The 18544-nt window shown below is 51.8% G+C and carries 22 protein-coding genes and 2 pseudogenes; 11 read left to right on the top strand and 13 right to left on the bottom strand.

The features are described 5' to 3' along the window. The first annotated feature begins 208 nt into the window (after positions 1-208). The 4 genes and pseudogenes from AC3WJN_RS19825 (at position 209) to AC3WJN_RS19810 (ending at position 3598) form a co-directional block, all read left to right on the top strand. Positions 209-535: an alpha-helical endospore appendage domain-containing protein gene (locus AC3WJN_RS19825; RefSeq protein WP_007783061.1), complete on the top strand. Its 327-nt coding sequence runs from the start codon at positions 209-211 to the stop codon at positions 533-535. A 68-nt stretch (positions 536-603) separates the two neighbouring features. Beyond that, positions 604-1314, top strand: a complete 711-nt coding sequence (locus AC3WJN_RS19820) for a hypothetical protein (RefSeq protein ID WP_007783059.1) — start codon at positions 604-606, stop codon at positions 1312-1314. 80 nt (positions 1315-1394) lie between these two features. Continuing rightward, positions 1395-2275: pseudogene (locus AC3WJN_RS19815) on the top strand (BclA C-terminal domain-containing protein). Positions 2276-2497: 222 nt separating this feature from the next. Continuing rightward, positions 2498-3598 (top strand): histidine kinase N-terminal domain-containing protein, encoded by a 1101-nt coding sequence (locus AC3WJN_RS19810; protein WP_007783055.1) that lies wholly within the window; start codon positions 2498-2500, stop codon positions 3596-3598. 109 nt (positions 3599-3707) lie between these two features. Here the strand turns inward: AC3WJN_RS19810 and AC3WJN_RS19805 are convergent, their stop codons facing one another. The 9 genes and pseudogenes from AC3WJN_RS19805 to AC3WJN_RS19765 form a co-directional block, all read right to left on the bottom strand. Beyond that, the gene (locus AC3WJN_RS19805) at positions 3708-4742 is read right to left on the bottom strand and encodes an acyltransferase family protein (RefSeq protein ID WP_007783053.1); all 1035 of its coding nucleotides are present in this window, start codon (positions 4740-4742) and stop codon (positions 3708-3710) included. Positions 4743-4932: 190 nt separating this feature from the next. Continuing rightward, positions 4933-5241 carry a protein YxiS gene (gene yxiS / locus AC3WJN_RS19800; RefSeq protein WP_005833332.1) on the bottom strand — a complete coding sequence of 103 codons (309 nt, stop codon included), beginning with the start codon at positions 5239-5241 and terminating at the stop codon, positions 4933-4935. Positions 5242-5326: 85 nt separating this feature from the next. Further along, positions 5327-5530, bottom strand: coding sequence for a cold-shock protein (locus tag AC3WJN_RS19795; protein WP_005833334.1), 204 nt, complete (start codon positions 5528-5530; stop codon positions 5327-5329). 186 nt (positions 5531-5716) lie between these two features. Then, a complete protein-coding gene (locus tag AC3WJN_RS19790) occupies positions 5717-6439 on the bottom strand; it encodes a response regulator (protein WP_007783050.1) in 723 nt (240 codons plus the stop codon). Beyond that, entirely contained in the window at positions 6406-6900 is a 495-nt protein-coding gene (locus tag AC3WJN_RS19785) for a GAF domain-containing protein (RefSeq protein WP_035317207.1), read from the bottom strand. Before AC3WJN_RS19785 ends, AC3WJN_RS19790 begins: the two co-directional genes overlap by 34 nt. Then, positions 6873-7163 carry a hypothetical protein gene (locus tag AC3WJN_RS19780; RefSeq protein ID WP_237716632.1) on the bottom strand — a complete coding sequence of 97 codons (291 nt, stop codon included), beginning with the start codon at positions 7161-7163 and terminating at the stop codon, positions 6873-6875. Before AC3WJN_RS19780 ends, AC3WJN_RS19785 begins: the two co-directional genes overlap by 28 nt. Positions 7164-7184: 21 nt before the next feature. Continuing rightward, a pseudogene (locus AC3WJN_RS19775) lies at positions 7185-7546 on the bottom strand (response regulator transcription factor). Positions 7547-7571: 25 nt separating this feature from the next. Beyond that, entirely contained in the window at positions 7572-9194 is a 1623-nt protein-coding gene (locus AC3WJN_RS19770) for a diguanylate cyclase (protein ID WP_005833340.1), read from the bottom strand. 182 nt (positions 9195-9376) lie between these two features. Continuing rightward, positions 9377-9853 carry a hypothetical protein gene (locus AC3WJN_RS19765; protein WP_007783040.1) on the bottom strand — a complete coding sequence of 159 codons (477 nt, stop codon included), beginning with the start codon at positions 9851-9853 and terminating at the stop codon, positions 9377-9379. A gap of 94 nt (positions 9854-9947) precedes the next feature. Between AC3WJN_RS19765 and AC3WJN_RS19760 the strand changes: the two genes are divergently transcribed. Beyond that, a complete protein-coding gene (locus AC3WJN_RS19760; RefSeq protein WP_005833343.1) occupies positions 9948-10151 on the top strand; it encodes a YwbE family protein in 204 nt (67 codons plus the stop codon). A 116-nt stretch (positions 10152-10267) separates the two neighbouring features. Here the strand turns inward: AC3WJN_RS19760 and AC3WJN_RS19755 are convergent, their stop codons facing one another. From AC3WJN_RS19755 to AC3WJN_RS19745, 3 genes are all read right to left on the bottom strand, one after another. Next, entirely contained in the window at positions 10268-10444 is a 177-nt protein-coding gene (locus AC3WJN_RS19755; RefSeq protein ID WP_005833345.1) for an SRPBCC family protein, read from the bottom strand. Between the two features lie 163 nt (positions 10445-10607). After that, the gene (locus AC3WJN_RS19750; RefSeq protein ID WP_007783038.1) at positions 10608-11168 is read right to left on the bottom strand and encodes a cysteine hydrolase family protein; all 561 of its coding nucleotides are present in this window, start codon (positions 11166-11168) and stop codon (positions 10608-10610) included. A 284-nt stretch (positions 11169-11452) separates the two neighbouring features. Then, entirely contained in the window at positions 11453-12001 is a 549-nt protein-coding gene (locus AC3WJN_RS19745) for a GbsR/MarR family transcriptional regulator (RefSeq protein WP_005833348.1), read from the bottom strand. A gap of 258 nt (positions 12002-12259) precedes the next feature. Here AC3WJN_RS19745 and proV point away from each other — a divergent pair, with 258 nt between their 5' ends. From proV to AC3WJN_RS19720, 5 genes are all read left to right on the top strand, one after another. Further along, entirely contained in the window at positions 12260-13483 is a 1224-nt protein-coding gene (gene proV, locus AC3WJN_RS19740; RefSeq protein WP_005833350.1) for a glycine betaine/L-proline ABC transporter ATP-binding protein ProV, read from the top strand. Then, positions 13483-14322 (top strand): ABC transporter permease, encoded by an 840-nt coding sequence (locus tag AC3WJN_RS19735; protein ID WP_007783036.1) that lies wholly within the window; start codon positions 13483-13485, stop codon positions 14320-14322. Before proV ends, AC3WJN_RS19735 begins: the two co-directional genes overlap by 1 nt. Positions 14323-14333: 11 nt before the next feature. Then, positions 14334-15260 (top strand): glycine betaine ABC transporter substrate-binding protein, encoded by a 927-nt coding sequence (locus tag AC3WJN_RS19730; RefSeq protein ID WP_005833353.1) that lies wholly within the window; start codon positions 14334-14336, stop codon positions 15258-15260. Between the two features lie 173 nt (positions 15261-15433). After that, positions 15434-16192: an ABC transporter permease gene (locus AC3WJN_RS19725; RefSeq protein WP_007783033.1), complete on the top strand. Its 759-nt coding sequence runs from the start codon at positions 15434-15436 to the stop codon at positions 16190-16192. Between the two features lie 27 nt (positions 16193-16219). Further along, positions 16220-16957 carry an ATP-binding cassette domain-containing protein gene (locus AC3WJN_RS19720; RefSeq protein WP_005829466.1) on the top strand — a complete coding sequence of 246 codons (738 nt, stop codon included), beginning with the start codon at positions 16220-16222 and terminating at the stop codon, positions 16955-16957. A gap of 9 nt (positions 16958-16966) precedes the next feature. Here the strand turns inward: AC3WJN_RS19720 and AC3WJN_RS19715 are convergent, their stop codons facing one another. Beyond that, positions 16967-17293, bottom strand: coding sequence for a DUF1254 domain-containing protein (locus AC3WJN_RS19715; RefSeq protein ID WP_005829467.1), 327 nt, complete (start codon positions 17291-17293; stop codon positions 16967-16969). Positions 17294-17650: 357 nt separating this feature from the next. Here AC3WJN_RS19715 and AC3WJN_RS19710 point away from each other — a divergent pair, with 357 nt between their 5' ends. Next, on the top strand, positions 17651-18541 hold the full coding sequence (locus AC3WJN_RS19710; RefSeq protein ID WP_007783031.1) for a DUF2167 domain-containing protein: 891 nt from the start codon (positions 17651-17653) through the stop codon (positions 18539-18541). Positions 18542-18544 lie beyond the last annotated feature (3 nt).

Raw genomic sequence — 18544 nt, 5'->3', positions numbered from 1 at the left:
CAAGAAAATGTCTGGGCTGGAAGACCGCTTACGAATCATTCATGGAAGCTCTGTCGCACTTGTCTTGACAATTCGTCGTCGAAGCTGCATCACCCGACGCACCCGAGCGTGCTGCACAACGAGAGGTACTTTGCCAGCCGGGAAGAAGCGCAGTCCTCGGGTTGAGGAGGAAGCAGCTTTACACGCCTGAAAACGGAGGTCATGAGACATGTCACTGCCGAATGTGCCTGATATCACTCCGCGCATTACGTTGACGCGCGAGGAAGTGTTTCATCTGCTGCTTACCTCTGTCGCCATGGAAGAGATTAGCCTGTCCCATATTATGAATGCGGAAGGGGAAAAAATTCAGCGTCTGCTGCAAAAAGAAGACATTTGCCTGGAGGATATGCTCCGCGTTAACAGAAGCGTGGAAAGAACGCTGCGCAGCATTATCAGCAAGCAAATTTTGCTGCAATTCAAGCTCGACAACATATTGGAGATGGAGCGAAAGACGTACGATTCGGGCGAGACTAGCAGGGATTGTCATGAAGAGTAGCCTGCTTGACCAAATGATTGAAGGTGTGGTGGATTGGAAAAATCGTCAGGAAGACATCGGGAGAGCAGATGGACCGGAGCGTCTGCTGGCTGCTGCTTTTTCCATGGAAAAAGCAATGGCTCATCCACGGCCAGTCTGGCCACACCAAAGCTTTTTTGCTTGCCGCCAAAACGCGTCCAAAAGAAGAATCGATCCCACTTTTATTCCATGCGCTACAATCGTCGAATCTTTGGCTGGAAGCGATGATGATGTTACAATGGATCAATTTTAGCCGGATAAAGGGGATGGCTTCTTTTTTTGAATGGGAGAATGACCTGGCAAAAAAGCCGGAGCAGGCTGTTCAGGCAGTCGAGGCATACAGGCATTTCTGGACGGCGATGTACTCGCTGGCGCTCGCTTTTCTTGAGTTAACGGAGCAGCTCATGCTAGAGATGGCGAATCTCCGCCGCCCATCGCCCGATCGGCGTCTGGCCGAACAGCAAGTCATCCAGGTGCTTGAACTGTTGGACGACCTTTCCCGTTTCGTGCTCCATTCGTCTTTGAACCAGTTGGAAGGCTACTGTTCTCCCTCCGCCGCGTTTTCAACGGCTTTTAAACAAAGGCTGAAAGATTCGATACTCCCCTTGAAAAAGTACGGTGAACCCGGAGGGCCTGTTCGTTCCGTTGTACAGACTCACGGCAATTATCAGGCTCCTTGGCTGAATCGGGAGGTTTTTCCAGGGAGAACCAAGAGCCACAAGGTTGTGGGACAAGCGAAAAAGTGGAAGAAGCAGCCGTAAAGTGTGGGGGCAAACGGCTTTTCGCTAGCTGAATTACGGATGAAGGGGAGGTTACGTTTTTCACGGGAAGGTGGGGAGTTATGTCATTTCCGAATATCCCAAATATCAGTCCGACTATCGCGATTACGCGCGAGGATGAGATCAACCTGCTTTTGACTTCGATCGCGATGGAGGAGCTGGGACTAAGCCATATATTGGACGCAGAAGGGGAAAAAATTCAGTACGTGCTCGGCACGCTCACCGGTGTAAGCGGAGCGCCGGCAGCCACGATTGACGATTTGCTGGCGATTGACCGAAGTGTAAGGGAAATGGTCGATGCAACGATCAGGAAGGAGATGGTACTGCAGGCAGTGCTAAACGCCTCTACCATGCAGGGGCCGACTGGTCCAACAGGTCCGACCGGAGCCACTGGAGCTACGGGGGCGGGGGAGGGAGTGACGGGAGCGACCGGATCCACTGAAGTGACAGGGGCCACGGGGCCAACCGGAGTGACAGGAGCCACCGGGGCCACGGGAGCTACTGGAGTGACAGGAGAAACTGGAGCTACTGGAGCAACAGGCCCCACAGGCCCCACCGGAACCGTCTTTACAAACATCAAAGCCTTCGCCGCCAACACGGGAGGTGCCGTGATCGCCGTTATTTTGGGAGGGACCAACGTGCCTCTGCCCAACAACCAGGTGCTCAACGGCATTACCGTCGGAGGCGGCAACACAACCTTTACCGTTCCATCCGCAGGCAACTACCTGATCTCGTACTCCGTCAACACAACCGCCGCTCTGGCAGTCAGCACGCGGCTGTTTCGGTAGCATCACCAGCGTTATCGCTTTCCTCCTTCCATAACACCGTAATCGCTCCGCTAGGCGCGGTGGCGACAATCACACTGCAGCTCTTCGGCCTGCTGGGAGCGGCTACTTTGCTGACAGGCGCCGGGGCGACGTTGACTATCGTAAGACTGAACTAAAATCGACTACAAACCGCACGGGCAAAGGGGTTGCGTACGCGCTGTCCCTTTGCCTCTTTCTTTTGGCGAGAGACAGTTTACATTTTAGATGGACTTTCAAATGTAATTCGTGCGCGGACGGTGTACAATGGGGGGGAGTAGTAAAAATATTTCGTTAATAAATCTTGGATGATAGTATAATATTATCGGAATAAGTATGCCGATCATTCGGAGTGGGGACAGGTGGCAATGGACGACTTGGCACTTTTTTTGGACGAGCATGAGGAAGCAGCGGTAGAAGAGTTCAGGAAACGGATCATGGTGTCTGAGCACGACCAGTTCAACGGAATTATTCATCTGAACGGACAAGCCATGTACCGCATGGTGGCCGACTATCTCCGTTCGAAGATTACGCATGAGGATATCAAACAGCTTGCATATAAAGTAGCGCACGAACGGAATCAGGCCGAGATCAACATCGGCGATTTCGTTTTCAATGTTTGCATGGGCCGGGAACTGATGCTCGACGTTCTGCAAAAAGGGCCCTTTCCACCCGATGTTCTGCTGCCAGCCTTGCTTAAAATAAACGAATGCTTCGACGTTTTTCTCGTGCACGCCGTGTCCAGGTACACGGAGCTGAAAGACAGCGATCTGGAAGAGAAAAAGCTGTTTATTGAGCGGTCGCACAAGGACAGGCTGACGATCTTGGGGCAGATGGCATCGAGCTTTGTACATGAATTTCGCAATCCGCTGACCTCGATTATGGGATTCTCCCGATTGTTAAAAGAAGACTATCCGAACTTGCCGTACGTGGACATTATCGAAAATGAGCTGCATCAGTTGAATTACCGCGTCTCTCAGTTTTTGCTGGTTTCCAAAAAGGGAGCCGTACATAAGAAAAAAGAAGTGTTTAGCATCGCTTTACTATTTGAAGAAATACTCTCCTTTCTCTATCCGAACATCGTGGACGTGAACGCGCATATTTCGTGCACGATTGATCCGATGCTGCTTTTGGACGGCTACCGGGACGAGATGAGGCAAGTGTTCATCAACATTATTTCGAATGCGCTCGATGCCCTGCAGCGCAAAAACAGCGACAAAGAAATTGCGATCCAAGGGTTTCGCACCGACGAGATGACAGCGATCACGATTTCCAACAATGGCGCGCCGATCCCGCCAGATCTGCTGTCGGTCATTTTCGAGCCGTTTTTTACCACCAAAGAGCTGGGGACGGGCATCGGGCTGTACGTCTGCAAGGAAATTATCGAGCGGCACGGCGGGGTGATTAAGTGCGAGTCATCTGACCAGCAGACGGTATTTTCCATGTACTTCCGGGATTCCTAGCCGGGCATCATCCCGTGTATCCAGCCCCCAAACGCCAAAAACAAAGAACGACCTGCGCTTTCGCAACGAAAGTCAGCAGGTCGTTCTTTGTTGGCAGCGCCGAGCAGTTTTATTGCAGCCGCTCCCGCCGTCCTCTCCCAAGCATTTTCCCCAGTTGCTCCAGCCCTCGCACCAGATAGACCAATAGCAGCGACAGCAGGCAACTGCATCCGAAGATCAGGCCCAGGTACAACAGCGAGTACCACGTGTTTTGAAAAACCCAGGCGACCTCTCCGTATTGCTCAAACAAAAAGTCTTTGAACAGGATCAAAAAGGCGGAGTGAAACAGGAAAATGAAGTAGGTCAAGCCTTTGCGGAACTTGAGACGAAGGTGATCCACCAGTTCCAGAAAGAAGACCATGAGCACGAGAAAAGACAGCAGTGTCGCGAAAACGAAGCTCAGGTGCACCGCCACGTACAGCTTGCTTGAGACGACAAAAAACATGGCCGCGGCTGTAGCGATGCCCGTCAAGAGCATCAGGATGGAGCGGTTGTTGCGCAAAAAAGACAGAATGGCTTCTCGGTACCAGTACAGCAGATGCCCCATGTAGAGCGTGAAAATCCAGCTTGGCAGCATATGGCGGGTGGACAGCCCAAGCCAGCCTTTGTGCAAGTAGTTGATGTAGACGTATTGCACCGCAAGCAGAATCCAGATGACGTACAAAATGTTCTGTTTCGTAATCCACTTGCGGAAAAAGTAGGCAAACACGTAATACTGGCAAATCATGAACACGAAGTACAGGTGATCGCCCGTTTTCCCCATGAAAATGTTGGCGTAGTCCTCAGCGGTGTGAGGCATGTCCTTTTTCAGCAAATAGTGATACAAAATGCCGGAAACGAGGTAAGGCAGAAAAATGTACACGAGCTTGCCCGTAAAAAACTCGCGGAACGCCGGGCTTTTCGCTTCAAAAGAATAGGCGGTCAAATAGCCGGTCGCGATCGTCAGCAGCACGGTGCCGTAGCGGCTGATCTGATTGAGGGCGACAACCCAGAAAGGATCGTTGAAGTAAAGCACCGATGCCGTGAAATGACCGACCACAACCAAAAAGCTGGAGAACAGTTGGATGTAAAAAAGCGATTTCAAAATTTTTGAATCGGTGTACATAGGCATTCCTCTTTTCCTTGTTTGTCGGCTTGTGAAGTCGTCCAAAATCCGAGAAGCCAAAACAATAAAAAAGCGAATTGCCCCTATCTTAAAAAATGAATTTTTGAATAAGATTTGATAAGCCGCACGGCGAGCAGCCAATGTTTGGCAGGCAGGAAAAAAGCCACACAGCAATGTGCGGCTTTTGGCATTATTTTTTGGATTTGTTCCTCTCCTCGATCGCCTGGCTGACCACGAAGGCCAAATCGTCGTTGCCAAACAGCGACAGGACGCCAAGGATAGTGGCGTCAGGGATTTCCTCTGCTTCCTCTTTGGGAACCGTATTTTCAAGCATTTGGGCCAGCAGTTGGTTTTCCCCTTGGGCGGGATAGGCTTGGGCGTACAGCTCGCGCGCATCCAAGCCGTGGTTGACGCACCACTGGGCAAAGACGAGGATCATCATTCCCTCATCGCGCTGATAAGCCTGGATGACTTGTTCTTCCATCTCTTTTCGGTTCATGGGCATCTCCTCTAACAATCGTGCGTGTCTTGTGCTTAATTGTAGAGAAGAGGACGAATGCCCGCAAGAAAAAAGAAGGGCAGTATCATGAGTTTCGCTTGCTGTGATTGGTCAGAACCGGAAGCACCCGGGTATCCTTTACCATTTGCGAATGGCAAAAGGGGCAGCTCGGGCTCTCGTCAAAGGAAAAGTTATCTCTCATCCAGCACGTACACCCATCATTGCTGCACGTCCACACATCTGTTTCCTCTTCTTCGACCGGAACAACTGCTTTCTTCGAGAAATACACATGAACTCCTCCTTTGCGGGGCATCGTGCTTTACAGCAACCTCTATTAATGTGTGATGGAAGGCCCGTGAATATACCAAGATTTTCTGTCTGCGCAAAAAGCTTCCTGGCCAGCCAACAGGCGCGCGAACGTCCCGCAAAAAAAGGCAACGGAGCATCGTCCGCTGCCTTTTTGGCAAAAGAGGGGTCACAACTGATCGGGAATTAAAATTTGTCCGGCCGATTCGTGGCTGGTGACGGCGAGCAAGATCGCCTTCAACAAAGTGTCGGGATGGTAAGGCTTTAGCAAATAGCCCTTTGCTCCCAAATCAAACGCTTTTTTCTTTTCCTCAAACGCGCTGGAAATGACGATCGGGATCGTCTTCAGCTCCGGGTTTTCCTGCATCGCCTCGATGACCTTCCAGCCGCTCTCGCCATCTTGCAAAATCAGGTCGAGCACGACCGCATCCGGACGCAGGCGGTAAATGGCGTCGAGCGTCTCCTGTGCCGTGGAAAAAGGATAGACTGCAAAGCCCAGCACGCTCGCCAGCGGGGTGCGCAACTCGTGGCTCACGGTGCTGACAAATTCGGATTTCATCTGGTCAATCTCGTATTCCTTCGTGATGTCCCGGTAAACCAGCAGCGTGCTCCACTTCCGCTGGTTGCGGTACAAAGGCTCCGCGTAGAGCTGGATGTACCGTTTGACAGGAGAGGTCAGTTCAAAGACGATGCTGTCCTCTTGCGCATCGCCTTCGCCCAGCGCGACTGCTTTGATGTACGGGATGAGACGGTTAGGCTCTGCCGTGCAGCTTTGCAGATGGGCGAAAAACGCGTCGATGTCAAAGTCCGATACGGCCTGCTCGCGATTGCAGCCAAGCAGCTCGCAAAACGTGCTGCTCACCTGGATCGTTCCGCCGTTGAGAGAAAGCAACTGTATGCCCCCTGCACGGAGTCGAGCATTTCCTGCGTAATTTGCCGCTGCCTTTTCGTTTCCTCAAACATGGCGAGCTTGTCCAGGGCGAGCGAGACTTGCTTGGCCATGCCGATCAAGATGTGCTGCTCGTGCTCGGAGAACCTGCGGTCGATGCGGGCGAGAATGATGCAAGCCACGACCTCCCTGTGCGAATCCAGTACCGGGAGATACAACTCGTAAGTGCGGGAACGAGCAGGGTGGAAGCCGCGCTCGCCCACTGTACTTTCACGGTTGACGACAAATGGCAGCCCGGTTTCCTTGATGCGGACAAAAGGCCCGTCCTCGATCCCTTGCAGCAACTGGTCAAGCCCTTGCCGGGAAATGCCGAAGCTGGCGCAGCCGCGATCCGCGTCCAACAGCACGATGACGCCTTTGTCTGCTTCCATGATTTCTACGGTGTTCGAAATAATGCTCGACAAAAGCTCCCTTTGTCCCATGTACTGGTGAGCGCGAGAACAAAGCGGTTCTTTTTCTCCAGATAGCGCTCGTTTTCCGCCATCAGCGCTTCTTCCTTGTGCTGAATCTGCCGCATCATGTAGTCGAGCGAGCGGGAGAGCTTGCCGATCTCATCCGCCCGTTCCAGGCCGTTCAACTGCGGCGTTTCTCCCTGAGCAAAGCGGTCGGGAACAGATTGCTGAAAAAATTGGCGACAAACGATTCGATCGGCGCGTGATGCTTTCACGGACGTATTTCCGAAGCCGAGTCATGCGAGCATGTCCCCCACCTTGCGGACGAGCTCCAGCGGGCTGAACGGCTTGGGCATGAAGTCATCGGCTCCGGCGGCGCGCATTTTTTCCTGTTCCGCATGCTGGCTTTCCGCGGAAAGAATGAGAACCTTCACCGCTTGCTTGTCCGTCATCTGCTTCATCCGGGTCAACACCTCAAAGCCGGTCAGCTTGGGCATCATGTAATCCAAAATGAGTAATCGTACTGATTGTGGCTGATTTTTTGCAGCGCTTCCTCACCGTCGCAGGCGATGTCGAGCAGATGCCCTTCATTCTCCAGCGTATCGCCAATGAGCATCCGCAGTACGGCTTCATCTTCAGCCAGTAATATCATTGCCATTTTTTCTTCCTCCATCTGGTATTGCCTACATCATTCGCTTGACTAGCCGCTTGATGCGCGCTTCCAGCTCTTTCGTGCTGAAAGGCTTCGTCATGTAGTCGTCAGCGCCGAGCTGCAGGGCTTGGGCAATATCTTGTTCGCCGCTGCGGCCTGTCAGCATGAGCACCGTGTACTGCTTGCTGTTCGGCAGGTTGCGGATGCGCCGCAGAACGTCCAGCCCGTCCATTTGCGGCATGATCCCGTCCAAAATGATGAGATACGCTTCCGGCCCCTGATGCCAGGAAGATGCAAAAAAGGCAGCCCCTTCGTGGTACGTCCGGATGTCCGAGTGAATCCAGCCGTCCAGGCTTGCCCGCGCCGAGTCGGCGAGGACGGCGCAGATCAGCGGATCATCGTCAATAATGGCGACTTTCAGCTTCACCGTGCGCGTATCCGGATCAGCGCTGCGCACAGCCGCTTCAATCCGGCAGCGCCCCGCATTTTTGGCAGAGTATAACGCCGTATCCGCAGCGTCGATCCAGTAGGCGAGCGGCTTTTGCGCATCCTCAATTTGCACGACGCCAGCGGAAAAGCTCAGCGAAAACGTCCCTTCGGAAGCTTCGAAGGAGAGGTCGCGAAAATCGCGCAGCATTCGTTCCAGCCGCAACTGTGCTTCCTGTACCGACGTCCGCGGCATGAGCAGAATAAATTCTTCCCCGCCATACCGGAAAAAGACGTCCTGCTTCTCCGCGCTTCCCCGGATGAACGCGGCGAAGCGGCTCAGTACGACGTCGCCTACCAGGTGCCCGTAAGTGTCATTGACCTTTTTGAAATGATCGATGTCCAGAAAGGCCAGCGAAAAGGGCGCGTGGCTCCGCATGGAATCCGCAAGCAGCTTCTGGTACGTATCCGCGAGGCAATTGCGGTTGTACACGCCGGTCAATTCATCGAGAAACAAAATTTTATCCATCCACCGTTTTCTTCTGAGCTGTCTTTCCAGCCGGACGGTTAGTTCTTCCAGGTCAAGCGGCTTGCACATGACATCGTCGGCACCCAGCCGATAAGCGCGCAGGCGCGTTTCCCGATCGCAGTCAATGCTGATAATCGTCGTCGGGACGTATTGCTTTTTAATTTTTTCACTGAGCGTTTGCATGACTTGAAAGCCGCCTGTTTCGGGAATGTTCAGGTCGAGAATCAGGCAATCCGGGTTGAGGTCGTGGAAGTAGTCGAGTGCCTTGTGAGGATAAACAGTAGCGATGACGGACCAGTTTTGCTTCTCCAAATATTCTTTTAGGTACATCAGCAACGTCACGTCGTCGTCTAAAATGAGCAGGAGAGGCTGATTGTCGTAGGTAGACTCTTGCGGTAGCGTGGGGTCCTCCAAAAGAATTTCCTGCTCGGGACGATGCTCGTAACACAAGGCGATGAGCTCTTGCAAAAAGTCACGCCACTCGTGCGTTGGCCAAGGTTTCGCATCCTGCTGGTCCAACTGCTCCAACAGCGTCTGCGCCAGCTCGGACAAATCGGCAAGACCAATCGTTCCGGCTGTGCCTCTCAACGAGTGAACAAAGCGGTACAGCTCTTCATGGGAGACCGGCCCCTCCTGTGCGAGCCAGGCTTCAAACTGCTTGTGGACTTGAAAAAGAAGTGTGTCTCTATACTTCATCATGCCGCATTATCCCCCTGTTTTTCGGGAAGGCCCGAGCCAGTCGCAAAGACTGTCGGGCCAGGCTCATAAAAGGTATTGTACATCTAACTAGGTGGAAGTGTACCATATCAGGAGGGGTTCTCCAATGAAAGGATTGCGTTTGGAGGAAGGAAAAGGGCAGGCCGTGACAACTCTGTTACAAGCTAGTTGCGCAAGGAAAAGCCTTCTTCTTTCAGATACTGTTCGGCTTCTACGTAAGACTCGAAGGAAGCCTCCAGGTTCATGCCGTGGTAGACGTTCCACAGCGTGTCTTCCTGCTGCAGCAGCAGCGTGCGATTTTGCTTGTCGACCCAGGTTTGCTCGAGTGGCTCGTTTGCTTCCGCCTTTGGCTGCGGCTCGCGTTTGACAGAGAGCGACTGGATGGAAGCCTCGATGATCGTGCGCAATTCCTCTGCGGAGAAGTCGCGAATGTTGACGTAGCCTTTGTCGTCTTTGGGATAGCCCTTCAAAAAGCCTGCGAATACGAAGCCGTTGCCATTCGGATGCAGATGGTAAACGACTGTCTTTTTGTCGTGAAGACTTGCCTCGTAGTGAAAATTGACCCGCTTGAGCGAGACGTTGTTTCGGGTCAGTTGTGGAAATGATTCAATGATCGCCAGTTTTTCTTCAAAAGTAAGCATGGATTCCTCCGATGAGAAAAGTTTTGTTTGTCGATTATATCATAGGTGGGACAAAGAACGAAAAAGTCATCGAACGAGGAAAGGAGGGACTGCCATGAACGGGAAAAACCGCAAAGACATTGCCCCTGGCCTGGAGGTCGACATCGTGTTGAAGCAGGATCAGCGCACAGGCAAGCGGACGCGCGGAATCGTCAAGGACATCCTGACAAATTCGAGTACGCATCCGCACGGCATCAAGGTGCGCCTGACCGATGGACAAGTCGGCAGAGTGCAGGAGATTATCCGCAAAGGGGAGTAAGGGCCAAAAGACGGGATGCAGCCACAAGGGCGCGCCCGTTTTTTTATTTGCAACGAGTTCGCGCCGAAAGGACAGGCCAGTCTAGCTGCGCTCGGCCAGTTCAAATTCGGCGACGGTCAATTTGGCATAGCCGGCCATTCCATGACGCTTCCGAGCGTCAGCGGCGCTTGTCCGAAGTCTTCCGGTACGTCGTCCCACTGCCTGATAAAATGCGGATGAATCAAGACTTCCCAGACTTTTTCGGGCGCGGCATGAATGACGACTTCATGAGAAACCAGAAGTGACGTAGACAAGGGGGAGTCCTCCTTTGGGGTAGGGCGTATTTGTTTCTTCTATATTATCATGATTCACTGCCTCCATCGAAGCGGGGCCGCTGAGCCTGTTAGTTGCCGCAGCCGGAAAGCAAGCAAAAAAACCGTCCCATCCGGACGGTTTCTTCGGCGTAGCCAGGAGTGGCTAGCGGTACGTATCGTGCGTAGGAGTAAACAGGTCCTCCGTGGAATCGCGCACCAAAATGAACGGGTCAATGTTCCCGAGGCCATGCAGGCAGGCGTTGTGGTGGGCGATGATTTGCTCGGCGGCCAATACGGCGTTGTCAGTCGTCGAGTGCCCGTCCCGGACGAGCGTGACGTCATAGCCGAGCGTCGTTGCTCTGCGGCAGGCGCTGTCGACACAATACTCCGTTTTGCAACCCGTAATGACGAGATGGTTGATTCCGAGAAACTGCAACTGGTCATGCAGGTCGGTTCCGTGAAAAGCATCCGTGGCTTGCTTCAGGACGACTGTTTCGGTCGGGAGCGGCGCCAGCTCCGGGTGGATGGCGAAAGCGTCAGCCCCGGCTTCGGCGACATCGGTATCCTGCACGTACAGGACCGGAATCGCCCGCTTCCACGCTTCCTTCCTGACCTTTTTGATCGTCGTGACGAGCGCGGCGTTTTGAAAAACGGGGCCAATCGCCGGGCCATCGACAATCCCTGTCTGTGCATCAATAATCAGAAGCGCTGTTTTGCGAATCATCCTGTTCCTCCTCAAAATAACGGGGGGCTAACGAAGCAGTCCCCCCATTTCCACGTTTGTTTTTTTCGTGCATGTATGAAAAAGTCGCTTTGTTTGCTTGTTCATCACGATCCGCTCCTTTCTCGGAGTCAGGCTGGGCCAGTCATTTGCGTCGTGCCCGCTTTCGTCATTGTAACACAACCGCTGCCAATATTCAGATTTTTCCATCGGTCACATCAAAAAAAGACTCACCCCTTACTGACTGCCAGTCAAGGAATGAGTCTTTTTCGCTGCGCCAAGCTGCTTTACGAATCGCTTTCTTTTTTTGGTACAAACTGAAAAATATCGTGGGATTCAAAGGCGTCAATCAGTCGCGACAGCCACAAGTAATACTCCAGGCCGTTTTCAATCCGGCTGATGCTCAGCTCGACGCGCGCCCTCAGCTCATCGGACAAATCCTCGGACTGCTGGAGGGTGCGCAGCTCGTGTAGCGATTTTTTCAGGCTGTGCACGTTTTGCTCGCTGGCATGGCGCCACTTCACGGAGAACAGATCAATGAAGTTTTGGTACCAGTCCAGATTGACTTCGTAGTGGTCTTTGCGCGTTCCTTTTTTCCATATCTTTTCTACCATATTTAAGTCCATCAAGGTGCGAACGCCGGTGCTCATGCTGGTCTTGCTCATTCCCAGCGCTTCTCCCATCTCATCCAGCGTCATTGACTTGTCCTGAAACAGCAGCGTGCCATACAACAGCCCGGTCGACATCGTGATGCCGTACAAATCCATGTTGCGGGCCAACGTTTCAATCACGCGTTCCTGAGCCTTTTCGAGGATTTTTTCCTGATTCGTTTCCATTTTGAAAAAAGCAGCTCCTCTAGTCATTTTACCTGACTAGAATTGTACGTTTCCGCAAGCAAAAAGTAAATGGAGATATCAAACAGTATATACGAGATATACTGCGAATACAGAAAGAAAAGTACGTAAAGTTTTTTCTGAACGCTGAAAATGCCCGATTATCGAGTCTCATCCAGTTTGAGGTAAAAAACAGGGCTGGTTACAATTGTAAGGGTAATGAACAGTCCGGATACGGGCGTAACAGTTGGAGGTGACCATATGCCCAAGATCAAAGTAGAGAATTTGACCAAAATCTTTGGACGACAGCCCCAACGCGCACTGCCCCAGGTGAAACAGGGGAAGACCAAACAGGAAATATTGAAGGAAACGGGTCTTACCCTTGGGGTGAACCAAGCGAGTTTTGAGGTGCATGCCGGCGAAATTTTCGTCATCATGGGGCTTTCGGGTAGCGGGAAGTCGACGCTGGTTCGACTCTTGAACCGGCTGATTGAGCCGACAGAAGGCAGAATCCTGATTGACGGTACGGATATCGTCAGCATGAACACAGAGCAGTTGCAGCAGGTCAGAAGAAAGAAGCTCGGGATGGTGTTTCAAAAGTTTGCCCTGTTTCCGCACAGGACCGTCCTGGAAAACGCAGCGTATGGCCTGGAAATCCAGGGAATGCCCAAAGCTGAGCGCGAAGCCAAGGCAAAAGCGTCACTGGAGTTGGTCGGTCTGGCAGGCTGGGAAGCAAGCTATCCCGATCAACTCAGTGGGGGAATGCAGCAGCGCGTCGGTCTGGCGCGTGCACTTGCCAATGAGCCGGATGTGCTTCTGATGGACGAAGCATTCAGCGCACTGGACCCGCTTATTCGCAAGGACATGCAGGATGAGCTGCTGGAATTGCAAAGCACGATGCAAAAAACGATTATTTTCATTACGCACGACCTCGATGAAGCGCTGAAGATCGGGGACCGGATCGCCTTGATGAAGGACGGCGCCATCGTGCAGATCGGCACTCCGGAAGAAATCATGACCAATCCGGCCAACGAATACGTGGAGCGCTTCGTGGAAGACGTCGACCGCTCCAAGGTGTTGTCTGCGGAGAACGTCATGAAGCGGGCAGAGACGATCACCCTGGACAAAGGGCCGCGCGTCGCCTTGCAGATGATGCGGGACCGCGGCGTATCCAGCCTGTACGTGGTCGACAGGAAGAAAACGCTCCTGGGCGTGTTGACCGCAGACGCCGTCAGCGAAGCGAAGGCACAAGGAAAATCGCTGGAAGGCGTACTGCGCACAGAAGTGCCGAAAGTCGGACCGCAGACGCTGCTCAATGAACTGTTTGACCTGGTTGCTTTTTCCGATATTCCGGTGGCGGTGACAGGTGAACAGGATCGCCTTTTGGGCGTCATCGTAAAAGGCGCCGTACTGGGCGGTTTGGCAGGAAAAGTGAACCAGGAATCGCCGCTGCCGGCAAATGAAGAAGGGCAGGTGGATGAATGATGGATCAACTTTTTCCGAAGCTGCCCCTCGATAGCTGGGTAGAAACCATCGTAGACGGACTGGATGAGCATTTGGGCTTTTTGTTCGATTTTATTTCGACATGCATTGGCGGGACGGTCGATTTCTTCAATCTGATTTTGACCGGACTGCCGTTCTGGGTGATTATCATTTTGCTGACGTTGCTGGCGTACCGCGCCGGGAAGCTGTCTATCGCTCTTTTTACTTTCATTGGACTTCTCTTGATTCAAAACCTGGGTTATTGGGAGCATTCAATGGAAACACTTGCGCTGGTGCTGACCGCCGGGCTCATCTCGATCATCATCGGGATTCCCGTGGGAATCTGGTGCGCGAAGAGTGAATCCGTGCAAAGAGTCGTGACGCCGTTGCTCGATTTTATGCAGACGATGCCTGCATTTGTGTACTTGATTCCCGCGATCTTTTTCTTCGGTCTGGGAAAGGTGCCGGGTGTTATCGCTTCGGTCATTTTCGCGATGCCGCCGACGATCCGCCTGACCAACCTGGGTATTCGCCAGGTGCCGGCGGACTTGATTGAGGCGACAGAGGCGTTCGGTTCGACCTATTGGCAAAAGCTGACGAAGGTGCAGTTGCCGATCGCGAAAACGACGATCATGGCGGGGGTCAACCAAAGCATCATGCTGGCGCTGTCCATGGTCGTCATCGCTTCGATGATTGGAGCGAAAGGACTTGGCGCGGACGTCTATCGCGCCGTGACGCAGATCAAGATCGGAGAAGGCTTCGAGGCGGGACTGGCGATCGTCATTATGGCGATTTTGCTGGACCGCATCACGCAAGGGGTAGGAAAGAGAAAAAAAGCGTAGGAGGGGTTTTCATGAAAAAAGCAACCTGGAAAGGATTGGCCGTCGCACTGGGACTCAGTATGGTGATGGCGGGCTGCTCAAGCGCTGGAACTCCACAAGGCAATGAACCATCCGGCGGCGACACTGGCTCGGCAGCATCCGGCAGCGTAGGAGCGACTGTCGACCATAAAATTATCGGGATTGACCCGGGTGCCGGACTGATGAAGGCGACGGAAAAAGTCCTCAGCGAATACGAGTTGAAAGACTGGGAGCTGGTGGAAGGCTCCAGTGCCGCGATGACGGCTGCCCTGACGCAAGCGTACAAGGACAAGAAGCCGATTATCGTCACGGGCTGGACACCGCACTGGATGTTCTCCAAGTTCGAGATGAAGTACCTGGAAGACCCGAAAGGCATTTACGGACAAGACGAGCAAATCCACACGATCGTGCGCAAAGGCTTGAAGGAAGAACAGCCGAGCGCCTACGCTTTCCTCGACAAGTTTGCCTGGACGCCTGCTGACATGGAAAAAGTCATGCTGGACATCGAAAACGGCAAAAAGCCGGAGGAAGCAGCAGCCGAGTGGGTGAAAAACAACGAGGCGACCGTAAACAAATGGGTCGAGGGCGTTCAGCCTGTCAACGGCCAAAAGCTGACGCTTGCCTATGTAGCCTGGGATTCCGAGATCGCCAGCACGAACGTGGTGAAAACTGTCCTGGAGCAAAAGCTGAACTATAAAGTGGAGCTGAGCCAGGTCGAAGCAGGCCCGATGTGGGTAGGCGTAGCGAACGGCGACGTGGACGGCATGGTTGCCGCATGGCTGCCAACGACACATGCGGACTACATGGAGAAGCTCGGCAAAGACGTAGAGGACCTCGGACCAAACCTGGAAGGAACCAAGCTGGGCCTGGCCGTGCCGACTTATATGGATATTACGTCGATTGAGGATTTGAAGAAGTAACGAAGAAAGCCAGCGTCGCAGGGGAGTCATTCCTGCGAGGCTGGCTGTTTTTATTATAAAGGGAAAGGCGGATTTTTTTGCTTTTTATCATATGGTATATTTATTAATAAATGGATTATTTGTACTTTTTCAGTATTGAAGCAAGGCGAAATAAAGAAAGGAAAAGGAACCGAATGCTTAGAAAATCATACGAATTTTTTATCGTATTTATCAAGTCGATGATCGATGAAAAAATTGCGTTAGCCTGGTCGATCCTGTTGCCTCTGTTGTTGTTTTTTTCTATCAATTACAGTTGGTTCCACGCCAAGCCGGATGTTTCGAAAGCTGTTTATTACTACGCCAGTTTTTGGGCCTTCTCTGCAGTGCTGGTAGTGTTTAACGGGATTGGGCTAAGATTAACCGATTTTCGAGAGTTAGGCATCCTGAAAAGCTTTGTCTTCATCTGCGGCTCAAAAGTTCCTATTATCGTGGGACTTTTACTCAGTCAAATTGTTTTTGGGCTGGTTAGTCTCGCTTTGTTTACGGTTGTTATTTCCATCGTCTTTGATTACCCTATTTTTCTTCTGTTTTTCACTGCTACGTGTACCTATTTGGTCGTTTTACTCCCGCTTTTTATGTTGTCTCTCTCGATTGCAAGCTTGTCGGTAAGGGCTTCGTCTGCCTATACGCTTGTCAATATGCTGATTTTTCCGGCGACGTATTTGGCTATCTATCGTGGCGAGTCTACCGATTTTTTTACTACTATCCTTTACTATTTAAATCCGGTTGAATATGTGTTTCGCTTTTCCGTGTTTACCTATGATGCATTGACCAATAACCTTCACCTGAATAGTAACCACCTGTTTCTTTTGGTCATTTCGATAGTCTACATCGCGATTGGGGTCATTGCATGGTCGAAAATAAAAATCGCTTCAACAGTAAGAAGAACCTAATCGAAAACAGGAAAGAGTGGAGAACAGATGATCGAATTAAAAAATATATCGTTTTCCTACCCGAAGAGTGAAAAGAAAGCGATCAATCAACTGAATATGAAACTGGAGGCAGATAAGGTCAATGTGGTCATTGGCCTGAATGGGGCAGGGAAAACAACGCTTTTTGATTTGCTGACGGGAGTGTTAGCGATTCAGGAAGGCGCGATTGACGGAATCCCTCAAGCGAAAGAAATCGTATATCAAACGCAAAGCTTGTACTTTTCCCCCATTTTGAAAGGCAGGGACATTGCGCGACTTATTTTACATATAGCGGACAGAGCGTTCGATAAAAATCCAGAGATGTGTTTGTCTCTGCTGGATGACCGAGAAAGAGAACTGGTCAGGGAGCTTTGGAATCGGAAGTTTGGGCAAATGTCTGTTGGCGAAAGGAAGTGGCTGCTCGTCACCTTGTTTGCCGAGATCAACAAAAGCTTCTATTTGTTTGATGAGCCTACGAGTGGGGTTGACCCTTCGGCCAGATTAAAAATATTGAACAAGATTGCGGGCATAGCCAAAAAAGCCGGGCACACCGTTATGATGTCGACTCATCAATTGCAGGAGCTGGAATTTATCGATTGCAAAATTTTCATTCTTCATGCGGGGAATGTGAAGTATGCAGGCTCCTACCAAGATTTGCTGACTACGTACAATACCCCTAATCCGGACAGGGCGTTTCAGTACTGTATCGAAAGCGATGACCGCTCCTTGGGAATTGCCCATTACTAAATCCATTCATTATATAAGCAAAAGGCATTGTCGGCGGAAGAGAGACAATGCCTTTTCGCTGTTCAGGCTGAACGCAAACCTGATTTGCTGCTCAACGCTCCAAAGTCTTCGTTTGTTCAATAGCTGGCCAGACTTGCTGCTTGCGGAAGCTGGCGGGATCGTAATCACGGGCGTATGCGGCGGAGGATTTCCTATCCAGTTCGGACCCACGAGCAAGTAGCGTGCTGCCTCTTGCCGGGTTGAGCGGTTGGAGACGTTGCGAAACGTATTCGTGTACACATCCAGCATTTGCACGGTAAAATAGCGGTTTTGCGGATTGGCAGGCTCGGCCAACATAACAGAAACGAAACGAGCAGGGAACGATTTTTCTCGCGGAACGAAGCATGCTTATCCTCCTGTCGGCGAGCGGGCAATCTGGTGAATAGTGCTATTTTTCTTGGCGGGACGGCTGTTTTATACGAGGACAAAAAGCCGTCTTGCGCCTTTGCCCGGGGACAGACAGGAGCGGTCTGCCTGCACGCAATCCGCTCTACAAAAGTTGAGGCGAAAGTAATAAAAAAACAAATCATTAACCATTTATATCCAGGAAATACGATTCATTTTTCCCTGTAATTTCTAAATCATCTTTGTAATAGGAAAATAATCCCGGTAAAATGAGGGGGTTCGTGAAAAAAACAGATTGAGGGGTTTAGCATGAGAAGACAAGCCTGGCTATCATCTTTATTTGCATGCATGTTCGCTTTTGCGGTCGTGCTCCCTGCGAGTGCAGCAGGGAACTACAATATTGTGGAAAGCGGAACGAAGGTCGAGATGGAAGGGAAGTTTTCCTTCACGGTTCCGGAAAACATGATTTTTCTCAACAAAGACGACACGATCAAAATGGAGCAGGAGCATGGGGACATCCCGACCATGAACGAGATCGGGAGCGTCCACCCGATTGAAGATAATCAGAATTGGGCCTTGTTCATCGAATACGAGGACACGGGACACATCAGCGACGACGAGCAAAATGAGATTGATGCCGAAGCGCTGCTGCAAAGTTACAAGGACGGCACAGAAGAGGGAAACAAGCAGCGCAAGCCGGAGGAGCAGTTCCACGTCATCGGCTGGAACGTAAAGCCGTCCTACAATGCCGCCACACACGAGCTGGAATACTCGATGCTGGCCGAGACCGCGCAAAAAGATCAGTTTTTGAACTACAAGCTGCAAGTGTTGACGAGAACGGGCCATGTCTCCTTCATTCTGGTCACCGATGTTCCGTCTCTCGTGCAGGACAAGCAGACGTTGCGGGACAAAATCTTGAAAAACTTCGTGGTCAAGGAAGGGCATCGCTACACCGACTTTAACGCGGAGACGGACAAGGTCGCCGAGTTTGGGCTGACAGGCTTGATTCTCGGCGGACTGGGCGTAGCCGCCGCGAAGAAGCTGGGGCTTTTGGCGTTGATTCTGGCGTTTGCGAAAAAAGGCTGGATTTTGATTGTGGTCGCATTGGGAGCGCTGGGCGGCCTGGTGAAAAAGCTGTTGAACAAAAAGAAAAACGGCCAGCCGCCTGCCGATTCGGACGAGGAAAAGCCGTCCGCCTGATGA

The sequence above is a fragment of the Brevibacillus sp. FW306-2-1A-C05A genome (assembly GCF_058781555.1).
This window is presented reverse-complemented; position numbering and strand designations above follow the sequence as displayed.